The organism is Paraburkholderia sp. GAS334 (assembly GCF_050436625.1).
Lineage (GTDB): Bacteria > Pseudomonadota > Gammaproteobacteria > Burkholderiales > Burkholderiaceae > Paraburkholderia.
Window position 1 is genome coordinate 298,703 of sequence record NZ_JBNDMO010000004.1, and the last position, 25,870, is coordinate 324,572.

The 25,870-nt window shown below is 60.6% G+C and carries 16 protein-coding genes and 2 pseudogenes; 5 read left to right on the forward strand and 13 right to left on the reverse strand.

The genetic code is table 11. From position 1 onward, the window contains the following. Window position 1: 1 nt before the first annotated feature. The 5 genes from mdtN to P3T21_RS10335 all read right to left on the reverse strand — a co-directional run bounded on the left by mdtN (window position 2) and on the right by P3T21_RS10335 (window position 4,477). The gene (gene mdtN, locus P3T21_RS10315; RefSeq protein WP_429255829.1) at window positions 2-1,060 is read right to left on the reverse strand and encodes a multidrug transporter subunit MdtN; all 1,059 of its coding nucleotides are present in this window, start codon (window positions 1,058-1,060) and stop codon (window positions 2-4) included. A gap of 19 nt (window positions 1,061-1,079) precedes the next feature. Continuing rightward, window positions 1,080-1,322: a YtcA family lipoprotein gene (locus P3T21_RS10320; RefSeq protein ID WP_429255830.1), complete on the reverse strand. Its 243-nt coding sequence runs from the start codon at window positions 1,320-1,322 to the stop codon at window positions 1,080-1,082. A gap of 454 nt (window positions 1,323-1,776) precedes the next feature. After that, complete coding sequence (locus P3T21_RS10325; RefSeq protein WP_429255831.1) at window positions 1,777-2,142, reverse strand: response regulator; 366 nt, start codon at window positions 2,140-2,142, stop codon at window positions 1,777-1,779. Between the two features lie 45 nt (window positions 2,143-2,187). Beyond that, window positions 2,188-2,826 carry a response regulator transcription factor gene (locus tag P3T21_RS10330; protein ID WP_429255832.1) on the reverse strand — a complete coding sequence of 213 codons (639 nt, stop codon included), beginning with the start codon at window positions 2,824-2,826 and terminating at the stop codon, window positions 2,188-2,190. A gap of 343 nt (window positions 2,827-3,169) precedes the next feature. Beyond that, window positions 3,170-4,477, reverse strand: coding sequence for a sensor histidine kinase (locus P3T21_RS10335; RefSeq protein ID WP_429255833.1), 1,308 nt, complete (start codon window positions 4,475-4,477; stop codon window positions 3,170-3,172). Between the two features lie 502 nt (window positions 4,478-4,979). On the opposite strand from P3T21_RS10335, the gene P3T21_RS10340 reads away from it, so the two are divergent. Continuing rightward, window positions 4,980-7,718, forward strand: coding sequence for a LuxR C-terminal-related transcriptional regulator (locus tag P3T21_RS10340; protein ID WP_429255834.1), 2,739 nt, complete (start codon window positions 4,980-4,982; stop codon window positions 7,716-7,718). Between the two features lie 301 nt (window positions 7,719-8,019). Here P3T21_RS10340 and P3T21_RS10345 read toward each other — a convergent pair whose 3' ends face one another. Then, window positions 8,020-8,658, reverse strand: a complete 639-nt coding sequence (locus P3T21_RS10345; RefSeq protein WP_429255835.1) for a response regulator transcription factor — start codon at window positions 8,656-8,658, stop codon at window positions 8,020-8,022. Window positions 8,659-9,272: 614 nt separating this feature from the next. Between P3T21_RS10345 and P3T21_RS10350 the strand changes: the two genes are divergently transcribed. Beyond that, complete coding sequence (locus P3T21_RS10350; RefSeq protein ID WP_429255836.1) at window positions 9,273-12,686, forward strand: PAS domain-containing sensor histidine kinase; 3,414 nt, start codon at window positions 9,273-9,275, stop codon at window positions 12,684-12,686. 251 nt (window positions 12,687-12,937) lie between these two features. Here P3T21_RS10350 and P3T21_RS10355 read toward each other — a convergent pair whose 3' ends face one another. After that, window positions 12,938-13,303, reverse strand: a complete 366-nt coding sequence (locus tag P3T21_RS10355) for a response regulator (protein WP_429255837.1) — start codon at window positions 13,301-13,303, stop codon at window positions 12,938-12,940. A gap of 756 nt (window positions 13,304-14,059) precedes the next feature. Between P3T21_RS10355 and P3T21_RS10360 the strand changes: the two genes are divergently transcribed. Further along, on the forward strand, window positions 14,060-21,163 hold the full coding sequence (locus P3T21_RS10360; protein ID WP_429255838.1) for a PAS domain S-box protein: 7,104 nt from the start codon (window positions 14,060-14,062) through the stop codon (window positions 21,161-21,163). Window positions 21,164-21,169: 6 nt separating this feature from the next. After that, window positions 21,170-21,250, forward strand: a pseudogene (locus tag P3T21_RS10365) (IS5/IS1182 family transposase); the annotation flags it as partial. Window positions 21,251-21,264: 14 nt separating this feature from the next. Here the strand turns inward: P3T21_RS10365 and P3T21_RS10370 are convergent. After that, window positions 21,265-21,402, reverse strand: a pseudogene (locus P3T21_RS10370) (histidine kinase); the annotation flags it as partial. A 405-nt stretch (window positions 21,403-21,807) separates the two neighbouring features. Between P3T21_RS10370 and P3T21_RS10375 the strand changes: the two are divergent. Then, on the forward strand, window positions 21,808-22,200 hold the full coding sequence (locus tag P3T21_RS10375; protein ID WP_429255839.1) for a DUF3331 domain-containing protein: 393 nt from the start codon (window positions 21,808-21,810) through the stop codon (window positions 22,198-22,200). Between the two features lie 123 nt (window positions 22,201-22,323). On the opposite strand, the gene P3T21_RS10380 is transcribed toward P3T21_RS10375, so the two are convergent. The 5 genes from P3T21_RS10380 to P3T21_RS10400 are packed head-to-tail and all read right to left on the reverse strand — an operon-like array spanning window position 22,324 to window position 25,863. Then, window positions 22,324-23,787, reverse strand: coding sequence for an alginate export family protein (locus tag P3T21_RS10380; protein ID WP_429255840.1), 1,464 nt, complete (start codon window positions 23,785-23,787; stop codon window positions 22,324-22,326). Beyond that, complete coding sequence (locus P3T21_RS10385) at window positions 23,784-24,719, reverse strand: glyoxalase (protein ID WP_429255841.1); 936 nt, start codon at window positions 24,717-24,719, stop codon at window positions 23,784-23,786. The genes P3T21_RS10380 and P3T21_RS10385 overlap by 4 nt, the downstream gene beginning before the upstream one ends. 48 nt (window positions 24,720-24,767) lie before the next feature. After that, window positions 24,768-25,514, reverse strand: coding sequence for a YoaK family protein (locus P3T21_RS10390; protein ID WP_429255842.1), 747 nt, complete (start codon window positions 25,512-25,514; stop codon window positions 24,768-24,770). Next, window positions 25,496-25,732: a DUF1427 family protein gene (locus P3T21_RS10395; protein WP_429255843.1), complete on the reverse strand. Its 237-nt coding sequence runs from the start codon at window positions 25,730-25,732 to the stop codon at window positions 25,496-25,498. Before P3T21_RS10395 ends, P3T21_RS10390 begins: the two co-directional genes overlap by 19 nt. After that, a complete protein-coding gene (locus P3T21_RS10400) occupies window positions 25,720-25,863 on the reverse strand; it encodes a hypothetical protein (RefSeq protein ID WP_429255844.1) in 144 nt (47 codons plus the stop codon). Before P3T21_RS10400 ends, P3T21_RS10395 begins: the two co-directional genes overlap by 13 nt. Window positions 25,864-25,870 lie beyond the last annotated feature (7 nt).

Sequence of the window (25,870 nt, forward strand, 5' to 3'; positions counted from 1 at the left end):
CTCAATGGCGCTCGCCGTCATTGCCGCGCCCGGGTTCCAGCACGGCCACCGCCGACGTACCGATGCGAAACAGCTCCGGGTTCGGATTGTCGACCCGTATCTTCACCGGGAAGCGCTGCGATACATGGACCCAGTTAAGCGTGCGTTGAATGCGCGGCAAGCCGCCAGGCAATGCAAGGCCGGCTTCATCGGGCGCGACGCCGTAACTGATCGAATCGACCGCGCCCTGGAAGCGCTGGCCTGTATCGCTCATCAGGTAGACCGTGGCGGGCGTGCCCGTCCTGACGCCCTTGAGCTCGGTCTCGCGAAAGTTTGCGACCACGTACCAGTGGCGCGTATCGATCAGCGTGAAGACAGGTTTGAGCGCCGTTGCAAACTGGCCTGTCGATGTCTTCAATGACACAATGCGTCCGTCGAACGGTGCTCGGACCGTCGCATACTCGAGGTTCAATTCGGCAATCGCGATCTCCGCCATGACGACGGCACGTTGCGCGACCAGCGCATCGACGCCGCTCACGGCCGCTGCCGCCTGCTGCGCCTGCAGTTGCGCGGCGCTCAGTTCGGCCTGCGTCGCGCGTTGCGCGGTGCGCGCACGGTCGACGTCCTCCGCCGACACATAACCGTGTGACAAAAGTGGCTCCATGCGGTGCAGCGTATCGGACGCCTGGCTGGCTGCGGCTCGCGCGCGCTCGACGGCCGCACGCACCGACTGCGCGTTGTACTGCTGCGCATTGACCGTGCGCTGGGTCAGTTCGATCTGGCGGTCGAGCGCGACGAGGGACGCCTTGCCCCGCGTCAGCGCATCCTGATACGGACGCGGATCGATGCGGAACAGCAGATCGCCCTGCTTCACCGCCTGGTTGTCGTGCACGGCCATCTCGACGATGCGCCCGTTGACCTCGGGCACGACGTCGATCGTATCCGCGTAGACGTAGGCGTCGTCGGTGCGCGGCGCACGGTCAAGCAGCCGGATGACGAAAACCAGCAACAGCAGCGTCACCACGACCAGGATGATGGCCGGCCATTTGCTTTTCGATGTTTTGCTGGCAGTTGTCGCCATTGCATCCGCCTGAGGAGCTTCAGTGTTGGAACAGCATCAACCAGACAGCGAGCGCGAGGAAAGCGACAAGCGTGGGATACACCACGGCCGAAGGTCCCAGCAGATGGTCGGCCTGAAAACGCTTGACAATCAGATAGATGACGACCGTGAGCACAACGCCCGCGACGATACAGAACAGCCAGTCGGGAAAGTACGCGCCGAGCACGCCAATGGATGGCGAACCTGCACACCCTGACACGAGAACCGCGGCAATCGCGGCCATCCCGATTGCACGCTTTGAACATCTGCCTCTGGCGAGCGGAATATGTCGTTTCAAAGTCGTCCCTGCGGTTGGAATCAATGTCACACGAGAAGCTCCAACAAAGCATCGCCATCCAGGGGTTTTCTGAACAAACCGACGAGCGCCTTTTTCAAGTAGTAGCCCGCGCTCCGCTCGCCGAAAGATTGTAGATGTAGCAATTCGTCACAATAGCGCCGAAAGAGGCATTCCGCATTACATGAATATGCAATGTCTCCGCAAGAAACAACCATGCAAAATTGGGCACTGAGTTCGTCGCCACACGGTGCATGCCTCGACAGATTCCCGGGCTTTCGGCCCGGTTCTGCACACCCGCGGGCGTCACGTTGCCGCTAGCCGCTATCATAGATCGTTCGAGCGATAGTGATATCCAGACACGCTACTAGCCCATTTCAATCCAGAATCTGACACCAACCGTTCAAACGATACTATCCAGCAGATCCAGCAACGCATCCCCGTCGACAGGCTTTCTGAAGAAACCTAATGCGCCTCTCTGCAGATAGTAGTCTTCCGTATGCTCGCTCGGTTTGCCTGTGATAATGATAACCGGCGTGGCTGCGTCCGAATGAACCGTTCTTTCGAGCACTTGAATGCCGTCAATGGGCCGCATTCCCAGGTCGGTGATAACGCATACCAGTCCCGAGTGGCCGTCAGAAAAAAAATCGAGTGCAGATTCGTAGGCCCGTGTTCCGTAACCGCCAGAGGCCAGCAGATTCGCCAGAGACGTCAGAACGCGTCGGTCATCATCAATCACGGCAACGGTTCGAACCGGAGGCGTGGGCATTTTTTTCTCCAGATCCTCGAGTCCAACAACGAATTAGCGTTAGCGTCAGGCATCGGAGGTGGTCGTCGACGATGTTTCGAGCTGCAGTTTGCTCGCCTGCCTGACCAGAGCGGCAAATGAATTCACCTGCATTTTTCTCATGATGTGGCCGCGATGTACCTGCACGGTGTATTCAGTGATACCAAGGACTGCCGCCGCCTGCTTGTTGAGCAGGCCGCTTGCGAGTAACGGCAAAAGCTCCTGCTCTCGAGGCGTCAGCGATTGGTAGAGCGCCTGGAGCGCCGCTGTATCTTCCGCCTCCTTGCGAAGAACGTGCGCCCTGGCGAGTGCCGCATCAACCGCGCGCATCAACGCATCTTCATCGAGGGGCTTGGTGAGGAAGTCAACCGCCCCGCCCTTCATGGCCAGGACCGTGGACGGTACATCTCCCCTTCCGGTAATGAAAATGACGGGAATCTGTGAGTCCCTGCTGACAAGCTTCTGGACTTCCAGCCCACTCATGCCCGGCATTCTCATATCCAGGATCAGACATGCAACGACGTTTTGACGCGGTGTGTCCAGAAACTCCCTGCCGGATTCGAATGCGTGGACGTTCCTTCCGTTTGCGCGCAGCAGCGCAGAGAGTGCTTCTCGCACCCGCCTGTCGTCGTCGACCACATACACCAGCTCGCTTGCGGATTCCATGGAACCCCTCTGTGGTTAGGTGAAAACCTCTCCTAACGTTGGCACAGCCGGTCCACGATAATCTCGCTGAATGCCCCTCTCACGCGGTCGTGCCGACAAAAAATTATAGCCGTCGGAATCGTCGCCCGGAAGCACGGGCAGCCGTGTTTCGTATTACATGAATATGTAATGGCACCACAAAATATGAAGTTGTAGCCTTAGAAGCTGCTGCGAAGTGACCCATAGAGTCTGTTGAGGAAGGTCTGCAAAAGTCCTGGCATTGACGTGTGGGTGAACTATCCTGGGATGAGGGAAGTTAGTTGAGGAGAGCCTTGAGACACAACCTGGTCCAGGTCTGGATCTGTCAACGCGCTGTTGCGTTCGACCTCTCTATCGGAAGGCTGAAGCTGAAGGTTACGCCGCGAGACACATTGCGCACGGCCCAAATCCGACCGGCGTGTGCTTCGATGATGGACCGGCAGATTGCCAGTCCCATGCCCATCCCTGTTTCCTTCGTGGTGAAAAACGGCTCGAAGATCTTCTCAAAGTCCACATGTCCCGTACCGTGATCTTCCACGTCGATCACCACATTGTCCTCATCGCGACGCGAGCGGATCACTAGCAGCCTCGGTCGTTGCTCCGTTGCCGCTAACGCTTCGATTGCGTTGCGCACGAGGTTCACGATCACCTGCTGAATCTGAACTGCGTCCGCCCTGATCTTCGACACGTCTTCGCCCAATATTGTCTCGAGCGAAACCGCGTTGCGCTGGATGTCGTCGGCCATCAGCGTGCATACCTGAAGAATCAGCTTATTGATATCAAGATCGACCTTTTGGGGAGCCGTGTGCCTGAAGAGCGCCCGAATGCGGCTTACTACGTCTGCCGCGGCATTCGCGTCGCGGACGACCTGCTCGGCCGAGTATCTGGCTTCGTCGAGCTTGGGCGGCGTTGCAGCAAGCCATCGCACGCATGCGCTCCCATGCGCCACGATGGCCTGGAGCGGCTGGTTGAGTTCGTGGGCGATGGAGGCGGACAGTTCGGCGACAGCCGCGAGCCTCGACGCCTGCGCCAGCCTCTCCTGCGCATCGCGCAAGGCCTTCGACAGTTCTGCGCCGTCATCGATGTCGACATCGAGGCCGAAGAACTTCATCACTTGCGCGCCGGCCGCTTCAGTACCGCGTTGCTCTCGAGCGTAGTCGACTTCGAGCCTTGACAGCAGGTCCGGCTCGTCCGATAACTGCTCGAGGAGTGCGACGAGATGGTGTCGCACGCTTTCGGATCGACGCGCGCCTTCCTCGATTGCGATGGCCAATCCCGCCCACCGCGGCTGCCCATATTGCTCAGCCAGATAGGCCCGGACAATGATCTGCGCAATGAGATCGAAGTAGTCCAGGAGATACAGCGAGACGTCGGCCAGAAGTTCTTTGGCAATACGCTCGTCCAACTCTCCCAGCGCGATGTGTGTGCTCCAGATTTCTCGCAACCCCAGGCGCAGCGCCTGAAGGAAGCTCTGCAGCGGCACGCGCGGATGCTCACGTCTTTGGCTGATTTCCCGAAAGACGTCCATGTCCTGTGCCGATGGGGGTTCGCCCGACAACAGTGTCTCGAACCATACTTTGGCTGACAGCGCAACGGATTCGTAAACGTCCCGTTTCGCTGCCGGTGCGAGCAACTTGTATCCGTCGAACTGCGTCAGTATCGCAAGCGTGCGTTCGACGACGAGCGTCAGATCGGCTGCGATGGACACAGTCTTTTCCCGCAAGTGACTACTGATTCTTGGAACTTTGGCTAACACGGAAATATATCTATCAGTAACGGGCACACGATTTCGACTGACAAGGAGCGTCGGCGCAGCGACTTTTACGGGTGCGCACCGACCGGTTCCCGCCTGACACCCTGCAATGGGATTCGATGCGGCGTATCATCTGGCGAAAAACGAGTCGTTCCCGGCGAAGCGCCAGTGAGCCGCCCGGCAGTGATCGACAAGCGCGCTGCCCGTTGTCCGGGGTCGCGCTTCGATCTCAATCCGGTTCACGCATGGTCCCCTGGCGCGGCGCGGGCTACCATCCCCCTTATGGGGGGATGCCCACCATCCCCAGTAAGCGGGATGCGCTTCGATAGATGGGGGATGGCGGCAAGCACGGCCACCCCCAATAACAATGTGTGACTGAAAAATGCGTGTGGTTGGAGAATCGTTCGCGAGCGGGCCGCACCTTTTCCTTGCAACGAAGGTCGTTCCGCCGCGCCTGCCGGTGGATTTGATCGGTCGTCCGCGGCTCGGCGGTCTGGCTGGGCGCGCGGCGAGCAAACGTCTCACTGTGATCAAAGCGCCCGCCGGATTCGGTAAAACTTCGCTGGCGCTCATCTGGCTCGACTGGCTGCGCGCGAACGGGGCACAGGTGGCGTGGCTGTCGCTCGACGCAGAGGACGACGAACCTGCACGCTTCCTCAACTATCTGGCGCATGCGCTGCGGCATGCCTGCGGCAATGTAGGCGCTGCGGCGATCAGCCTGACTGCCGACGCCGCGTTCGTCCCTCCACACGCCGTCGTTTCCACGCTGATCAACGAGCTTGTCGAAGTCGACGACGAGGTCGTCCTGTTTTTGGACGACTATCACCTGGTCAGCCTTCCAGCAGTACACGACGCGATGTCGTTCTTTATCGAAAAGGCACCGCCACATGTGCATGTGGTCCTCTGCAGCCGCACAGAACCATCGCTGCCGCTCGCGAGGCTGAGAGCAGGAGACGACCTGCTGGAAATCGATGCGTCGGCGTTACGTTTCGACTTCGACGAAACGAGGCGCTTCGTCGAACACGCATTGCCCGGCATGCTGAACGCTTCCCGCATCGAGACGCTTTTTGCGAGCACAGAGGGCTGGGCTGCGGCGTTGCGGATCTCGATGTCCGTGCTGTCGCGCAAGGAATGCCAACCGCCTCGGGAGCGTAATGCGCCGTCAGGTACGTCGCGGCCGTTCGCCGCCTATATCGAACACATGTTCGAGCGGTTGCCCGCCGAAATGGTCGAGTTCATGCTGCGCACGTCGATACTCGATCGGTTGAGCGCGTCGCTCTGCGAGGCGATAACGGGCCTGCGCACGAGCCAGCGCATGCTGGACGAAATCTCCGAGGGCCAGTTGCTGTTGCAAGCACTCGACTGCGACGGGCAATGGTTCCGCTATCACCATCTGATGGGCGACTACCTGCGGGCGAAGCTCGGGGCACAGCACGCCGACGAGGTAGCGGAACTGCATTGCCGCGCGTGCGATTGGTATGGCGGGCAGGAGTTGTGGACCGAGGCAGCCAAACATGCGATCGCCGCAGGCAACACAGATAACGCGATTCGTCTTATGGAACGGTGCGCGATGGAGCTGGTCAAGAAAGGCGATCTGCTCACGCTGCTCGATTTGCAGCGTCGGTTTCCCGCGGGTCTGGCCGGTGCACAGGTGAAGGTGACGCTGGCGATCGCCTGGGGAATGGCGCTCGCCATGCATTTCGACGAGGCGCTCGCGATGCTAGATGCGGTCGAACATGATCTCCCGTCCCACACTGGCGCCGAACCCAAAGACATCCGGTGGGAATGCCAGGCGATCCGCTCGGTCGTCGCGGCACTGCAGGACGATCCTGAGCGGGCGCTCGCAATCGCTGAGCCATGCCTCGAGCGGCCGTCTGCCAATATCTGGACAACCAATGTGGCATCCAACGTCGTGCGCTTCGGGCATTGGAAAGCCGGCAACCTCGAAGCTCTTTACGCAACGCCGTGGATGTCCTATTCAATCGAAGAAGACCAGCGCAACCTGTATTCTTCGGTCTACCGGCTGTGTCTGCTGGGTCATGCGGAGATGCAACAGTTGCACGTTGGGCTTGCCGAACGGTATTTCACGGAATCGATGCGACTGGCCGAACGCTATACCGGTCCCGATTCGATCTCGGTAGCGCTGTGCGCACCGATGATCGGACAAATCTGGTACGAACAAGGCCGACTGGACGAGGCTGAAACGCTCGTTGCCGGGTTGATGTCAGTTATTGACGTTGCGGTCTTGCTCGATAGCGTGTTGATTGCCTATCGCCTCCTCATCCGAATCGCAGCCGCGCGTTCGGACGTCCGGCAGGCGTACGCATTGCTCGATCGGGCGCAGGCGTTGGGTTGCGCACGTCAATGGGAACGGTTGACCGCCGCCGCCCTTGTCGAACGCATACGGCTATATCTTGCGGAAGGCAGGATGCTCGAGGCTGATGCGTGCGTTGCGCAACTCGATCAGGTGGCGCGCTCCAATTCCCATCCTTCACGTTCCATCTCGCTCGAGATCGAGAACTATCGTGCACTCGGGGCGGCCTCTGTTGCCGCGGCCCAGCACCGGACCGAAGAGGCCACCGGGGTGCTGAGCGCCGCGCTGCAGAGCGCCGAACGACGACATGGAGATTTCCTGGCGATACGTTTGCGAACCCTGCTTGCGCTGGTCTGGCTGGCAGCGAACGAACGCACCCGTGCGATCGAGGTCTTTCGCGAAGTCCTGAAGGTCGCCGCGCCCGCAGGCGTGTACCAATCCATTCTCGACGTGGGTCCGGAAATCGGATCGCTGCTGCACGCCGTTTGCGAAGACGCGCGGCACACGGCGCAAACGAACGAGCTGATCTCCTACATCGATCATCTGCTCGATGGCTGGCGGATACTCTATCAGCCCGGCGGCAACCGTCAGCGAGACACTGAGCGCGGATCGCTGAGCTCAAGGGAGCGCGAAATCGTCGACTTGATTGCCCGAGGACAGTCGAACAAGGAAATCGCGAATACGCTCGGGATTGGAACTGAAACCGTCAAATCCCATGTGAAGAGCATCTTCATGAAACTAGGCGTCGATAAGCGAGCTCAAGCCGTTGCACGTGCGCGGGACCTCGGTCTTGTGGGTCCAGACTAGGCCGCATGCCGAGGTTATCGCTCAGCGCGTGAAGACGACGTTGCCGGGCACGCCTGCGAGATATGCGAATGCCGCGTCGATCTCCGCCGGCAGCCGCCGCGGCGGGTGGACGCCGCCATCGATCCAATCCGCGGGATAGTGGCGCTCATGATTTCTTCACGCGCACGGCCTTCGGCGCAGCCGGGCACCTGCTGGCAGGCTTCGCCACCCGCCAGAGGCCAACAGGTTCGCGAGAGACGTCAAAATGCGCCGGTCGTCATCAATTACGGCAACGGTTCGTCTCACGAAGAATTAATTAACGTCAGACATCGGACGTAGTCGTAGACGATGTTTCAAGATGCAGTTTGCTTGCCTGCCTGACCAGCGTGGCAAATGAATCCGCCTGCATTTTTCTCATGATGTGGCCGCGATGTACCTGCACGGTGTATTCGGTGATGCCAAGGACTGCCGCCGCCTGCTTGTTGAGCAGGCCGCTTGCGAGTAACGGCAAAAGCTCCTGCTCACGAGGCGTCAGCGATTGGTAGAGCGCCTGGAGCGCCGCTGTCTCTTCCGCCTCCTTGCGAAGAACGTGCGCCCTGGCGAGTGCCGCATCAACCGCGCGCATCAACGCATCTTCATCGAGGGGCTTGGTGAGGAAGTCAACCGCCCCGCCCTTCATGGCCAGGACCGTGGACGGTACATCTCCCCTTCCGGTAATGAAAATGACGGGAATCTGTGAGTCCCTGCTGACAAGCTTCTGGACTTCCAGCCCACTCATGCCCGGCATTCTCATATCCAGGATCAGACATGCAACGACGTTTTGACGCGGTGTGTCCAGAAACTCCCTGCCGGATTCGAATGCGTGGACGTTCCTTCCGTTTGCGCGCAGCAGCGCAGAGAGTGCTTCTCGCACCCGTCTGTCGTCGTCGACCACATACACCAGCTCGCTTGCGGATTCCATGGAACCCCTCTGTGGTTAGGTGAAAACCTCTCCTAACGTTGGCACAGCCGGTCCACGATAATCTCGCTGAATGCCCCTCTCACGCGGTCGTGCCGACAAAAAATTATAGCCGTCGGAATCGTCGCCCGGAAGCACGGGCAGCCGTGTTTCGTATTACATGAATATGTCATGTCACCTCCAGAAATGAGGTTGTAAGCTTAATTGTTTCGCCTCATCGGCTCGACCGGAAATTCTCGATGCGGCGCGCCTGGATACGCGTCACCGCTATCAGCCCGAGCATGCTGCGCGTCGACGCGAAGGGCAAACAGACAATCAGTCTGGCGGCGGTTGGACCCTTGACAGTTCGACTATGTTCTTCAAAACTGCGGCTTCGAAAAAGCTGATCCCCCAGATGCAGGCAGCCACTCGCAATGGTCTGACATATCTCCATTGCCCTCGTATTCGATTCGTGCCACAACGGTGTGCGCGACCAGACCTCGCCAGTACTACACAAAATAACCGGCGACACTCCCCGCTCAATTTGCCGGCAAGGCCCCGATGCGCTGGAAATCCCGTCATTTGCAGGGAAATGCAGAGTACCACTATCCAATGCGCCGACGAACTCCGAGGTTGACATGCTTACCGTGTTGATACCGCCCCCGTCCCGGGTTGTCGCCCTCAGCATCGCCATAGCCGGTGCGTCAGGAGTGGCAGGGCTACTCGAACCGATTACGGGCAGCCTCGGCCTCGTTTTGATTGTCCTGTTCACGCACTTTTTCGGCCGCAGCTGCGGGCGTCTGGCCGCTGGGTTCGCCTCGCTTGGGGTAGCCGGAGCGGTGTTGGCTTCCAGTCCCCCTCCTCTCGCCTCCGGTTCTATCGCCCGCTCCGCCCTCGCAATCGCCGCGGCATGGCTTTGTGCCGAGCTGGTCTCCCGGCGCCCCCGGCAGCCAGGCTCAACTGCCGGATTGAAGGATGAGCCGTTTGGCGAGCAAGTCTGCCAACAAAGCCAGACACTTCAAAGCATCAGCAATCTCTTTCCCGGGCGTGCGTGGACTGCGCTGCCCGATGGCTCCACCGAATACCGCAGTCCCAGCCTGTTCGAATACACAGGCATAAAAGAAGCACATAACTGCGACTCTTTCCGAGCCGCAATCCACCCCGACGACCTGCAGGCAAACGACCGATATTGGGCCGCACTCCGGGCCGGAAACGACCCGGAAGAGCTCGAGTTTCGACTCAGGCGGTCCGACGGCGAGTACCGGTGGTTCCTCTGCCGCGTCAAAGCCATAAGAAACGGCAGTGGACGGCTACTGCGATGGGTCGGCGTGAGCTGGGACATACATGATCGGAAGACTGCCGAATCGCTTCTTCGAACCGAAGAGGAAACCTGGCGGCGCATTGTGGATAGTGTGCCGGCATGCGTATGTGTCGGCGGTCCAACCGGCGACCTTCTCTACGTGAATAAAGTCGGTGTCGCCGCGCTTGGAAGACCGATGGAGGATTTAGCAGGCGACCGATGGATGGCTTACATTCACCCCGATGACGTGCAGGCCGCACGGCAACAATGGACAGCGTGCATTGCCGCGCGTGAACCGGTCGACATTGCCGTGAGGATGCTACAGCATGACGGTGTATACCGCTGGCAGCGTCTTCTAGCGGAGCCATCACGCTGCCAGAACGGGGACGTCATCAACTGGTACCTCGTCGGAATAGAAATCGAAGAGACCATCAAGGCTCAACAGGCATTAGCGGCAACTGAGAGAGAAGCCAGAGAGCTCCTCCACCGATTACCGGGCCGCTTCGCGACCCGGACAGAGCACGATTTCGACTTCATCAGTCAGCAGACACTTGAGGAAACGGGAACTACGCTTGAAGGCATAAAAAGTCTCGGCTATCTGAGTTTCATTCACCCCGATGACCGCGACAGAGTAAAGGAGGGGCATCTTCGCTCTGTTCAGGAAAAGAGTGCGCACGATACTACCTACCGATGGGCGGACCGCGACGGTAATTATCGATGGCGTCACTCGCGCTCTGTTCCCTACTTTAACGAAGACGGAAGTGTCTACAAGTGGTATTCCGTGACCGTCGACATTGATGATCTTTACAGGTCCAAAGAGGTCATTCGTGAACGGGAAGCGCAACTGAACTGGTTGACAGAGAATGTTCCTAGCCTGCTCTGGCGTACGGACTCCGATGGCCGCCTGGAATACGCAAACAAGCGCACTGAAGACTACACCGGGCTACAGCTCAATGATTTGAAAACGAACGGCTGGCTTCACCTGGTGCACCCGGATGACTCTGCGTCAACCATTGATGCCTGGCAAGATTCCCTCGATAGCGGGAGACCTTACGACCGGGTCCATCGGCTCCGCGCGGCCGACAACACGTATCGCTGGTTTCAATGCAAAGGCACCCCCATGCGGGATGCCAACGGCGATATTGTGAAATGGTATGGTCTTTCGACGGATATCCACGAGCGGCAGTTAGCCCAGGAGGTCCTTCGCACGGAAGAGCTTAATTTGCGAAGGCTCGTAGACGCATTGCCCGCGATGATCTGGAGGGCCACACCGCAAGGAGAAATCGACAGATGGAATCGGCAAATGCTAACGTTCATGGGAAAGAGCGGGGAAGAAATTGACAAAGAAATGTTACTTAACCTCATCCCGGAAGCTGACCGTCTTCGCGTCCGCTCGCGCCGGAAGCAAGCTGTCGACGAAGGTGCGTCGTACCAGGACACGTATCAGGTTACTGGCGCCGATGGGAAACTGCACTGGTACCTCGTTCGCGGCGAACCGTTTCGCGACGAAAGCGGGCAGGTTCTACACTGGTACGGCGTATGTACGGACATCAGCGATCTCAAACAAACGGAAGCAATGCTCGAACAGCGGGAGCACCAGCTACGCGCGCTTATCGACACCATCCCGGCCATGCTCTGGTGCAATGACCCACAAGGGCGGCTCACTTACATCAATCGGAAAACCTCTGAATTCCTTGGCCTGGGCATTTCGCAGCTCGTGGACCTTGGCGATATGTATCCCGTCCACCCTGACGACCTGGGCAGCCTGGCTCAAGCCTGGACACACTCGATCGAGACTGGCGAACCGCACTGCCACGTTGCCCGGCTTCGCCGAAAAGACGGTGTTTATCGATGGTACCAGCACACCGCTGAAGCAATGAGAGACGCCGACGGCAACATTGTTCAATGGTATGGACTCAGTCTTGATATTGACGAACGAACGCGTGCGGAGGACCGGCTCAGACAGACTCAGGCTGAACTCGCGCGGGCAACCCAGATTGCCACGGTCGCAGAACTCTCGGCATCCATCGCACACGAACTCAATCAGCCTCTCACGTCCGTTATCGCCAATGCGCAGGCCTGCAAACGGTGGCTCGCAGCGTCTCCGCCAAATTTGAGCGAAGCCAGGGCTTCTGTGGAAAGCGTCGTTCGAGATGCCCGTTCCGCTGACGAGACGATGCAAAGCATCCGCGCGCTGTTCAAGCGGCAAACATTCCGGAAGCGGGAACGGAATGTGAAAGACATGGTCCTCGAAGCCGTACGACTGCTACGGGAAGATGAAACCAGGCGTACCGCCGACATCGAGTTCGACTTGCCTGATGGCCTGCCTCCAGTGTTCGTAGACCAGATACAGGTTCAGCAGGTCCTTCTTAACCTTATCTCGAACGGGATAGAGGCCACGGAAAACTCGGGACGCACACCTAAAATTCTTATCACCGCAAGCCCCCTTGACGACCGGTTCGTGCTGCTCGAGGTCATCGATAACGGTTCGGGCATCGTCGGTGGCGACAGCATATTTGACGCATTCGTCACGACCAGGAGCAAGGGAATGGGCATCGGGCTTGCGGTGTCCCGCTCCATTATCGAAGCTCATGAGGGTCGTCTTACTGCCACCAATAACGAGGGCTACGGAGCAACCTTCAGCGTCGTCCTGCCAGTCTTGCCTGTCCAGATTTCCCAACAGGATGTGTGGGCGCCAAATAATGCATCCGGGGCGGCTTTTGCCGGTCATACCTCTACACGGGGGCTGTAGAGGAACTTGATTGGCTTTCGGAAAATTAGCCAGATAACTTCCGTTTTGGGCAGATTCCGCGTCGAAACGTCGATGTGAGTGCGGTGGTCAGTTATTTCGGACAGGCAGACAGGTTCTTTCACTGTCGACCTGTCTGGGGAGATTAGACCACTACACTGATTACATACCAGGCAGGCTTAACCTGAAGCTAACGCCGCCTTAATAAAGCAATCAGGTCGGCGATTCGAACATGACAAGACCCACCAACACGTTCAAGCGATACTATCCAGCAGGTCCAGCAACGCGTCCCCATCGACAGGCTTTCTGAAGAAACCCAATGCGCCTCTCTGCAGATAGTAGTCTTCCGTATGCTCGCTCGGTTTGCCCGTGATAATGATGACGGGTGTCGTTGCGTCAGAATGAACCGTTCTCTCGAGCACTTGAATGCCGTCAATGGGCCGCATTCCCAGGTCGGTGATAACGCATACCAGACCCGCGTAGCCGTCGGAAAAAAAATCCAGCGCAGATTCGTAGGCCCGTGTTCCATACCCGCCAGAGGCAAGCAGGTTCGCAAAAGACGTCAGAACGCGTCGGTCATCGTCAATCACGGCAACGGTCCGAACCGGAGGCGTGGTCATTATTTTCTCCGGGTCATCGAGCCCAACAAAGAATTGACGCTAACGTCAGGCATCGAATGTTGTCGCCGACGATGTTTCGAGTTGCAGTTTGCTTGCCTGCCTGACCAGCGAGGCAAATGAATCCGCTCGCATTTTTCTCTTCTCGCACCCGTCTATCGTCGTCGACCACATACACCCGTTCGCTTGCGGATTCCATGGAACCCCTCTGTTGTCAGGTGAAAGCCTCCCCTAACGTCGCACAGCCGGTCCACGATAATCTCGTTGAATGTCCCTCTCACGCGGTCGTGCCGACAAAAAAATTATAGCCGCCGGAATCGTCGGACGAAAGCACGGGCTGCCGTGTTGTGCACTACATGAATATGTAATGGCACCACCAGATACGAAGCTGTAAATTTATCGCTTCGCCTCGAAAATAAATCCCTTTGACGCTGACCGCGCCCTTTCCCACCGGTTGCCATTCCTGCGCCCAGCAGACGCTGGGTCAGGGCTCGGTGCAACTCAGCAATCACCTTTTCGACAAGCACGGTCGTCTGTACCTACCGAGATGGGTTTATCTTGGACGACTAATATCTTGTATTCTCTGATACTGTTTCAACGGTCGTAATGAATCGATCGTAGGCGCTCGATCATCGCCAGCCAGCCTGCCGCGCGCGGCCTTACAGCGTTCTCGCGGAGTACAGGAAAGGCGTCGCTCCTGCAGGCGTCGCAGGCCGGCCGCTCACGACGCGGGCAAGCACCAGAATGGACCGGCATTCCATGAACCAGATCGAACTCGATATGGATCGCGCTCCGTGGCTCCGTGCGCGTGACCGAATAGTCCTTGTTCCCGAAGATTCCAGCTACAAGCTTCTCGACGGTCTCCTCGATGCACCGATGGACTCTGGGACCTTCCTGCGCCTCGCTATTGGCATCGCGTCGGCGCTGGCCAAAGTCCACCGGAGTGGGCTCGTGCACAAGGACGTCAAGCCGGCCAACATCCTGGTCAATCCCGATAGTGGTGAGGCCAGGCTCACGGGTTTTGGCCTCGCGTCGCGGCTTACGCGAGAGCGTCAACGGTCCGAACCGCCCGAGTCCATCGCCGGTACGCTCGCCTATATGGCGCCGGAGCAGACCGGGCGGATGAATCGTTCAGTCGACTCCCGCAGCGATCTCTACGCATTCGGCGTGACGCTCTACCAGATGCTCACGGGAAGTCTGCCATTCACTGCAACCGATCCGATCGAATGGGTGCACTGCCACATCGCGAGAGAGGCGGTGCCGCCGCACGTGCGTGTCGCCCACCTGGCACCGGTCCTCTCCGCGATTGTGGTGAAGCTGCTCGCCAAGACCGCGGAGGAGCGCTATCAGACCGCGGAAGGCGTTGAAGTGGACCTGCGACGCTGCCTGGCGCTTTGGGAAACCGGGCGACGTATCGGTGAATTCCCGCTCGGCGAGAACGACACGCCAGACCAGTTGATGATTCCCGAGAAACTGTACGGGCGGTCGCGCGAGGTCGAGACATTGCTTGGCGCCTTCAGGCGCGTCGTCGAAGGGGGGGCGCCAGAACTGGTGCTGGTCTCAGGATATTCCGGCATTGGCAAGTCGTCCGTCGTCAACGAACTACACCAGGTGTTAGTGCCTTCGCGCGCGCTCTTCGCCTCCGGCAAATTCGATCAGTACAAACGCAACATCCCCTATTCGACACTCGCGCAAGCCTTTCGGAGTCTGCTACGGCCACTGCTTGGCAAAAGCGAGGCGGAGCTTGCGGCCTGGCGCGACGCGCTTCGGGAAGCGTTGGGACCGAATGCCGGACTCATCGTGGATCTCGTTCCTGAAGTGGCGCACATCATCGGAGAGCCCGCGCCAGTCCCCGAGTTGCCTCCACAAGAAGCGCACCAGCGGTTTCAGCTCATGTTCCGGCGGTTCATCGAAGTTTTCGCCCGGCCGGAACATCCGCTCGTGCTATTCCTCGACGATTTGCAATGGCTCGATGTGGCGACGCTCGACCTGATAGAGGACCTGTTGACCCGGTCCCATCCGCAGAACCTCATGCTGATCGGCGCCTATCGCGACAACGAAGTCAATTCCGCGCATCCGCTGATGTGCAAGCTCGATGCCATCAAGGCCGCCGGTGGCAAGGTGGCGGAGATCACGCTCGCGCCGCTTGCCCGGGAGCATCTGGAACAGTTGATGGTGGACGCGCTTCGCTGCAAGCCCGAGCGGGTCGCGCCGCTCGCGGCGCTGGTGCATGACAAGACCGCCGGAAATCCATTCTTCGCCATTCAGTTCATTGCTTCGCTGACAGAAGAGGGGCTGCTTTTCTTCGATCATGATGCGGCGCGCTGGTCGTGGGACCTCGATCGCATCCACATGAAGGGCTATACCGACAATGTGGCGGAGCTCATGGTTGGCAAGCTGACCCGCCTGTCGACCGAAACGCAACACGACCTGCAGCTGCTTGCGTGCATGGGGAACAGCGCCGAGCTCGCCCTGCTGGAAACAGTTTCCCGGCGGCCGGCAGACGATCTCCATGGCCGGCTTTGGGAAGCAATTCGAGCCGGTCTCATCGCCTGCACGGAGCAATCCTGCTGCTTCGTGCATGACCGGGTTCAGGAGGCGGCGTACTCCTTGATCCCGGAGGAGGCGCGTGCGCGGATCCATCTCCGGATAGGCAGAGTTCTCGCTGACTGCATGCCGCCGGAAAAGCTGCCGGAGATGATCTTCGAGATCGTCAACCAGCTCAACCGCGGCGCACACCTCATCACGTTACAGGACGAGCGCGAGAAGCTCGCCGAGCTGAACCTGATCGCCGGCAAGCGCGCGAAGACCTCATCCGCCTACGCCTCTGCGCTGACGTATCTGCGCGCCGGCGCGGCACTGATGCGGGAGGATGCGTGGGAGCGCCGGCAGGAGCTTGCCTTCGCACTAGAACTGCATGGGGCCGACTGCGAACTCTGGATGGGCACACTGCCGTCCGTGGAGGAACGTTTCGCGGCGCTGGCTACGCGCGCTGTTGACACGGTCCAACGAGCGGCCGTCGCGAGCCGGCGCGTGGATCTTTACACGATGCTCGGGGCAGGCGACCGCGCGGTCGCGCTGGGTTTGGAATACCTCCGGCATGTGGGCATCGATTGGGCAGCCCATCCCACCCAACAGGAAGCGCATCGCGAGTACGAGCGGATCTGGTCACAGGTCGGAAGTCGGCCAATCGAAGATCTCATCGACCTGCCGCTGATGGAGGATCCGGAGTCTCGCGCGACGCTCGACGTGCTGACCGCCCTTGGACCGCCGACGTTATACACCGACGAGAATTTGTACGCGCTCACCACCTGCAGGGCGGTGAATCTCAGCCTCGCGCGTGGCAACAGCGACGCCTCACCTGCGCATTATGTCGCGGTCGGGATTATCGCCGGCGACCGCTTCGGCCACTACGACGAAGGTTATCGACTTGGAGAGATGGCGTGCGATCTGACCGAACGCCGCGGATTGAAGCGCGTGGGAGGAAAGACCTATTCGATCTTCTCGCTCGTGGTACCTTGGACACGACCGCTTCGGGAGGGTATCGATCCGGCCCGACGTGGCTTTCAGATCGCGAATGAGCAGGGCGACCCGTCGTTTGCTGCATACGCCTGCAGCAATATCAGTTCCATTCTGCTGGCCTCAGGCGATCCACTCGATCAGGTTGCACGTGAAGCCGAGCACGGTTTGGAGTTCGCGCGCACGGTGCGGTTCGAGTTCGTCGTCGACATGATCTCTTCCTCGCTCGCGCTCGTTCGGGCTCTCAGCGGCGAGACCGCGAAATTCGGCTCGCTCGACGATGACTCGTTCACGGAGCACGCGTTCGAGGCGCGCCTCACCGGCCACCCGGCTCTGGCCTTGCCCGAATGTTTCTACTGGATCCGAAAGCTGCAGGCACGCTACTTCGCTGGCGACTACGCATCGGCTATCGATGCCGCGGAAAAGGCGGAAAAATGGTTTTCGACATCAGCGTCGCTTTCGGTCAAGCTGTTGGAGAGAGCGGAATACCACCTCTATGCCGCCCTTTCTCGCGCCGCCTGCTGCGAGCCCACGGGGCCCGATCGGTATGCAAAGCATCGCGAGGCGCTGTCGGCACATGACAAACAACTCCGGGCATGGGCGGAAAACTGCCCCCAGAACTTCGAGGATCGTGCGGCGTTGGTCGGCGCGGAGATTGCGCGCATCGAGGGGCGCCTGCTCGATGCAATGGATCTGTACGAGCGAGCCATTCGCTCTGCGCGTTCGAATGGCTTCGTTCAAAACGAGGCGCTGTCCTACGAACTGGCTGCCCGCTGCTACGCCGCGCGCGGCCTTGAGGAGATTGCACATTTCTACCGGGGAAACGCACGGCGCACCTATCTGCGGTGGGGAGCCTATGGGAAGGTGCGACAACTCGAACAGCTCTATCCCGCGTTGCGGCAGGACGATCGTGTCCCGGGCCCTGCGGGCACGATCGACGCGCCGGTTGGAGATCTGGATCTGGCCACTGTGATCAAGGTGTCGCAGGCAGTGTCGGGCGAGCTCGTCCCGGAAAAGCTCATCGAAACGCTGTTGCGCACGGCCATCGAACATGCCGGCGCGGAACGTGGTCTGCTGATCCTGCCTCGTGGCAACGAATTCCTGATCAAGGCGGAGGCGAAGACTTGCGGCGGATCCGTGACGGTCAGCCTGCGCGAGACGCCAGCTTGCGCGGACACGCTTCCCGAGTCGGTGGTCCGTTATGCCGCGCGTACCCGGGAGAGCGTGCTTCTCGACGATACTTCAGTCCCGGGTCCGCATACCGCCGATCAGTACATCGTTGCGCAGGGCGTCCGGTCGGTACTCTGTCTGCCGTTGATGAAGCAGGGTGCGCTGGTTGCACTGCTGTACCTGGAAAACAGGCTTGCTCCAGGCGTTTTCACGCCTGGCAGGATTTCTGTCCTGAAGGTGCTTGCTTCCCAGGCGGCGATTTCGCTCGAAAACAGCAGTCTGTACGCTGAAATCCGGGAACGGGAAGCGCAGATCCGCCGGCTGATCGACGCCAACATCGTCGGAATTTTGTTTTGGGACGAGGGTGGTCAGATTTTCGAGGCCAATGACGCGTTTCTTCGCATGGTCGGATACGAGCGCGAGGATCTCGTCTCGGGTCGCTTGCGGTGGACCGACTTGACGCCTCCCGAATGGCTCGACGGCCAGCGAGAACAAAACTTGCAGCAGTTCAGGCGGACCGGCAGCCTGCCTCCCTATGAAAAGGAATATTTCCACAAGGATGGCAGCCGGGTGCCGGTGCTGATCGGCGTGGCCGCTTTCGACGAGATATGCGAGCGCGGTGTGGCCTTCGTCGTGGACATGACGGAGCGCAAGCGCGCGGAGGTGGAGTTGCGGCGCAGCCGCCAGTACCTGGCAGAGGCGCAGAAGGTCAGCCACACCGGAAGCTGGGCATGGAGCCCCGTTTCAAATGCCGTTCTGTACTGGTCGGACGAGTGTTATCGTATCCTCGGCCACGATCCTGCGAAGGGCCTGCCTTCGTTCGAGCAATTAGCGGAGGACGTTTATCCGGATGACCGCACCCGGATCGTGGAGAGCCTGGGTAAGGCCGTGCGCGAAGGTTCCGACTGGGAAGCCGAGTACCGGCTCGGAAACTTCGATACCGGAGTGAGAACCGTCCGTTCCGTGGGGCATCCGGTTCTCGACCGCTCGGGCCAGGCGATCGAGTACATCGGCACCGTGATCGATGTCACGGAGCAAAAGCGTGCAGAAGAGGAACGCAGAGAGTACCTGTGGTTCCTCGAATGCATGGACCGCATCAACCGCGCCATGCAGCGAACGAACGAGGTCGAGGGCATGACGCGCGGCGTGCTTGAGGAGGCGCGGGCGATCTTCAATTGCGATCGGGCCTGGCTGGTATATCCCTGCGATCCCGATGCGCCAACGTGGCGCGCGGTGATGGAGCATACGCATCCGGACTATCCGGGCGCCTTCGCGCTCGGCCTGGAGCTGCCGATGGACGCCCGGGCGGCGGAATCCCTGCGCGACATGCTGCACGCCCCAGGGGCGATGGTGGATCCAGGCATCCCGCCGGAGATTCGCCATCGGTTCAACATCCTGTCGACGATCGCGATCGTGGTTCGCCCCAAGGGCGACAGGCCGTACCTGTTCGGGCTGCATCAGTGCTCGCATTTGCGCTCCTGGAGCGCCGTGGAGCGGCGGCTCTTCGAGGAAATAGGCAGGCGCCTGGAAGATGCGTTGACGAGCGCGCTCGCGCACCGCAACCTGCTCGCTAGCGAGGAGGCGCTGCGCACGAGTGAGGAACGCTTCCGAACCCTGGTCGACCACGCGACGGATGCCATTTTCCTGTACGACGAGGAAGGTATCGTGCTCGACGTGAACCGTCAGGCCTGCGAGGCACTGGGTTATACGCGCGAAGAGCTCATCGGCATGCGCAGCTGTCAGTTCGACCACGACATCACGCCGGAAAAGACCCAGTGGATCAGGCGGCGACTGCGCGAGGTCGGAAGTGTGACGTTCAACGGCCGCCGCCGGCGAAAAGACGGAAGTCTCTTTCCCGTCGAGGTGCGTGCACGGGCGTTCAACCGCGGTGGGCGCCTTTACGCCATTGCACTCGCCAGCGACATCACCGATCGCAGGCGCCGTGAGCAGCGGCAGCTCGCGCAATTCAGCGTCACACGGACGCTGTCGGAAGCGGGCTCGCTCGAAGAGGCGGTATCGCGCATTCTGCGCGAAATGTGTGAGGCACTCGAGTGGGATCGTGGCGCATTCTGGCGCGTCGATCCGGAAGCGGGCGTGCTGGTGCGCGTGCAAACATGGCCGTCGGCCACCTTCGCGCGGGCCGGCTCCGGGTTGGTGTCCAGGACGGGCGGCTTCGGCATGGGGCTCCCGGAGCGAGTCTGGTCGAGCGGCGCACCTGTATGGATTCCCGACATGGCGCTCGATCGGGAGTCCCAGCGGGCAGAACCGGCCGCGAAGAAAGGACTCCGTGCGGCCTTCGCCTTCCCGATCACGCTCAGGAGCGGCGTAGTGGGCGTGTTCGAATTCTTCAGCCGCGAGGTCCGCGATGCCGATCCCGAGCTTGTGCAGATGATGAACTCCGTCGGCTTCCAGGTCGGGCAATTCATCGAGCGCACACGAGCGGAAGACGCGCTGCGACACGCACGGGAAAAGCTTGCGCAGGCGTCACAGGTGGCGACTGTAGCCGAGTTGTCCGCGTCCATCGCCCACGAAATTAACCAGCCGCTGCAGGCCGTTGTGGCCAATGGGCAGGCGTGCCGGCGCTGGCTCGCTGCGACGCTGCCCGACATCGACAAAGCCCGACTCAGCGCCGAAGCCATCGTCCGTGACGGATATGCCGCGGCGGACGTGATAAGCCGTATTCGCGCGCTGTTCAAGCGCACGGCGCCGGCAAAGGTCGATCTTGACATCAATAAGCTGATACTTCAGGTCTGCACGCTAATGGCTGACGAAATCCAGGGGAACGCGATCTCGCTCGAGACCCAGCTAGCCCAGGACGTGCCGACGATCAGAGCCGATGCCGTGCAGATTCAGCAGGTGATCGTCAACCTTGTGCGCAACGCCATCGAGGCGTTGTCAGCGACGGAGGAACGACCTAAGTCGCTATTGATCCGCTCCCGGCGCGACGGGGGCAACGTGGTGGTCGACATTCAGGATGAAGGCATAGGGCTCGCGAATCTGGAGACGATATTTGAGCCATTTAACACTACAAAGGAAACGGGCATGGGTATGGGGCTCGCGATCTGCCGGTCGATTGTCGAAGCACACACCGGCCGTATCTGGGTCGTGCGCAATGAGGTCCGCGGCGTGACGTTCAGCTTTAGCCTTCCGACTGAGACTTCGGATACAACGTGAAACCCGCGTTCCCGAGGTGGACTGAGTACCAGGCTGCATCTGGCGGTCGATTCGACGGGTCGTCCGTTGCGACCGACCTCTGGCCAACATTCGACAGGCCTTCATTCGTCTTCCCTGGTTTCGACGGCTGCGAGCGGCAACGCAACGGTCAGTGCGAAGCCTTGATTGGGTGCGGTCTGGATCCGGATGGCGCCGCCCAGGCGGGCAGCACGCTCCCGCATTCCCAGCAGGCCGAAGCGTCCTCGCCGTCCTCTATCACATGCAGCGGATTCAGCACCTTGTAGTAGTCGAGAGGCGGGCTTCGGGCAGACCGGGCCGCTGTCGACGTTCCACGTCTGCGACACCATCGTTCAGGCGATAAGACGCACTCCACATTCATGTAGTAGCGGCCCGCAAGTCTGCTACGTATCATCAAGCCAAGGTCGCGCGTTGGCTCAACCCAGGCACGTCACATAAGACTGCGGCAATCCACTGGCGGCGCATCACCAGAAATTGATCGCGCGCGGCATCTTTTCAGGAATTCGGCGTCGCTACCTGACGGGACCACGCACGACGGTCGTTTGACATGTCATGAGGCTTTCTGTTTTTTTTCAGATCAATCGCCTGACCTCCTGTTTGTCTGGTGAGAATCGAGGAACCGCATCATGCAAGCTCCCTTTGAAGCAGACAGAACGTGGCAGTCAACGATCGCGCTCCTCTCGAGCGAAGGCGAAACAGGGCCGACCATTGTGTCCAGTCGCGTCCGCCCGATATCCGGCGAAGGCTGCTTTTCGAAATGTGCCATCCGGGTTCTGGAGCGCGATGGGCAGAACTGGGCGACCGTTGCGTGGAGCGACGCGACGTCCTGCTGCTACGGCGAACAGCTATGGCGGCGGTGCATCGCGAGGAAAGCTGGAGTTTGCGCCCTGAGTGGCCAGGCCATTGCAAGAGGCAATGCCGTGTATCGACCCAGGCGTGTTCGACTTCCACCACGAAACATCGAAGCGATGATTCTGGCCACAGTCATGGAAACTATCCCTGTGGAGGAAGCTGTCTGACGGTTCAAATCCGGCTTTTTCGTCAACGCCGCCGCGTCTGCCAGGCATCACGACCCGACTGCAGGACAACGGGCGCGCAGTGCAGCGCATCGTCCGCAAAACGTGAGCCGATCGAATACACAGTCACCATCCGAACTTCGCTTCGACGCCCACATAATCCGCATTGTGCGCCCCTAGTGCGCGAATCGAATCGCCGACTTCGAAATGCACCGCTTCCAGCGCGAGCGCCACGTTCGAGCTAACGAGCCAGTCGGCCCGAATCTGCGCATACATCCCCGTCCAACGCGTTCCCTTCCCTGCCGTGCCGGGCACCACAGCCATCCCCTGACCGTAGATCGCATCGGCTGCCGTCGCGCGCCACTGGAGACCGAGCGCCGTCAGTAACGTGACCTTCGGCGACACCTTGAACGTGATCGACGGCTTCACGTGAATCAGGTTGCTGTAGCCGGTGTATCCCGCCAGCGTGAAGTAGTAGCCGTTGGGAAACAGCGGATTGAACGTTTCGACACGTCCATCGCCGGGATGCCGGTCGCCCGATGCGCCATCCACCTGCAAGCCAACACGCGGCGAGCCCGCCACCGATGCGAACGTATAGCCGCCCAGCAGCCCGAACGCCCACGCGCCAATCGTGCTCTTGCCGACGCGCCCCGTCTGCACCATCGTTTCCGCGTCCCAGTCGAACGGCGCGACCTTGCCCGCGTAACGCACGTCGAATACATCGCGATGCTCGGTGCCTGCCGCATCGAGAAAGCGCGCGTTGTCGCGGTCATAGCGCGACCAGTACGCGGACAGATCGCCCGGCCCCGTGTTCGCGCGTTCGACGCGCACGCCGCTGAACGTGAGATGCCGGTTCGACACATCGTCGAAGGCCGTGACGTCGCGGTTCTGCACGGGTTGCGTCATATAGCCGATGAAGCGCCACTTGTCGATTTCATAGTCGGCCCACAGCGCATCGAACGCCTGACGCACGTTCGGCCCGTCGCGCACCGAGACGAACCGCTGCAAGTCGAAAGCCATCTCCTGGCGGCCGACGCGCGCCTTGAGCGTGCCGCCGCCCACCCCATAGACGAACGCGACGAACGCCTGCTCGATATCGAGGGGATTCTTGTCGACGGGCGAAACGGAATCCTTGCCGAAGGGCCGCGCATCCTCGAGTTGAAAAAACGCCTGCACATGCTGACCGATGCGGGCATCGGCATGCACTTCGGCGCGCTGGATCACGTAGCTGTCGGGCCGCGCGCTGCCAAGCCCGAAGAGCGGCGTGTTGTTCAGTTCGAAGCGCTCGCGCAGGTCCGCGCCGAGCGACAGATACGTTGACGGATCGCTGCCGAGTGGGATGTACTTGAGCGCATCGAACGGCTTACGCGGCACGCACGGATTCGCCAGAACCGACCAGTCTTCCTGCCAGCGGTTGAACGACAACGCCGACGGCCGCTTCGCGGTGCATTGAGGCGCAGCGGCCGCGCCCGCATCCGCCGTGTTATCGGCGGCGAACGCGGTCGCGCCGTCTGTCAAACCGCACACCGCCAGCGCGGCGAACGTGGCCGCGGTCGACATCTTGCGTCTTACCGATGGACGCATCGTCATTTGCTCAGTTCGTGAATCTCGGCGACATAGCCGCCGGGAAACTCGACCATCGCCGTGCGCCCTTCGACCGTACGGTTCGGCGCCGCCAGCAGCTTCACGCCGGTGCCCTGCGCCTTCGCAAGCGTCGCCTCGAGATCGGCAACCTGATAACCGGTCATCTCGCGGCCGAACGGATAAGGCAGCTTGCCGTCCGTCACGAACACGAGCATGTTGCCGAAGCCGGACGCGATGCGCACGCGCCGGATCGTCTCGCCGGGCCGGCCGATTTCGCTGCCGTCCGCATGGCGGTTGTCGGAGACGACCTTGCCGTGCGAGAAGCGCAGGAAGCGTCTGATCAAGTTATCCGCGGATTGCCCGGACACATAGACGCGATTGTCGGGCACCGTCTCGAGCGGAGCATACGAAGGCGCCTTCGTATGCCAGTACAGTTGCATGTTCAGGCCGCCGGGCCACTGGATGATCGCATCCTTCCCGATCGGATCGTCGAACGTATCGACGATCACGTCCGCACCCGCTGCGCGTGCGGCACGCACGGCCTTGTCCATATCGGTCACGAGATAGCCCGTGCGCTCGTTGCCGAACGGATACGGTATCGGCGTCTGGAACGCGAACACCGACAACATGCCGACAGGCGTCTGCACGTATTGCGAAGCCGTCTTGCCCGGCGTCGGCGTGACCGTGAAGACCGCGCGCTGCGAAGCCTTGCCGCCGAACGTCGCAACAATGCTGTCGACGAACGCGTCGATGTCCTGGCTCGAGACATACACATGCGTCGTGTCGTACTGCGGACCGACCGACACGACGGGCACGCTCTTGCCCGCGTTCTGATGCTCGGCATCGGCGAAAGCCGGCGAGCCGGCCAGCGCCACGCCGAGCGCCGCGATCGACACGACGGCGGCCCGTAACAATCGATACATCTTGACGGTACTCATAAAAACACTCCTTGCGGGTGATGGATGCCGCAGCTTCGCGCGGTGCAATCAGATTCCGACTTGCGGCGTGCCCGTCTTGCGCGCCAGCACAGCGAGCAGGCATAACGTGGCGAGCGGCAGCAGCAGCGCCCAGAATGACGCGAGCAGATATCCCGCCGCGCCTGCACACGCGCCCATTGCAAAACCGGCGATGGGCGGCAGCGTGCGCAACAACCGGCTGCGCGCCGCGCGCCGCGCTTCCAGGTCGCCGGATGAGAACAGCAGATCAAATGCGTCGATCACGGCCTGCGTGACGTTGCCCGTCATCACCGTGTTCGCGACGACAGAGCGCGCCGTCAAACGCCCATGCGCGTTTTGCACGCCCATCGCTGCTGCGCCGAGCAGGCCGCAGGCGATGGTCATCGGCGCGTCGGCATCGGTGACAGGCACAGCCAGCTCGCCCACAGCCATGTAGCCCGCCAGCAGCGCCGCCTGCAGCATATATAACGCGCATGCGCGCACGCCATGTCCGCGATGAGGCAGCCTGTTGTCGAGCACGCGAGCGAACACGATTCCCGCGATGAATGCGGGAAACGCGAGCCACTTGATCAGCAGGCCATGCCCGGCGTTCGCGAGCTCCGAGCCGATGAGAATGAAGTTGCCCGTCACGTGCGCGGTGAGGAGACCGAACAGCGCAACGAAGCCGAACGTATCGACATAGCCCGCTGTCAAGGCCAGCCACGTGTCCTCGCCCGGGACGTGATCGAGCGGGTGCGCCGCGAGCCGCGCATCTGCGCCTACTGGTCGCTGCTGCATGACGAGGTCGGCTTGCCGCTGGCGACGGGCGGCGCGTTTTGAGTTTGCGCAACGGGCGGGCGTATCTGCGCCTGCACGAGCGGAATCGCATGCTCGCCGATGACGATGCCAAGCAGCCCCGCGAGCGCGATCAGCGGCGGCGCGGGCGATTGCACGCGCACGAAGTAATACAGCAGGCCGACCACGAGGCCCGCGCCCAGTGAAATCAGATATGGCATGGCTCACTCCTCATGCGCAGCTCAGGCCTGCCGTAGCCCGGACGCATGCGTCCATGCACGAGCAGCACGAGCACGCTCGCTGCGACGCGCAGGAACAGCAGCGCGGCGGCGGGGGCGGAAAGGCGGTTCATTGCCTGC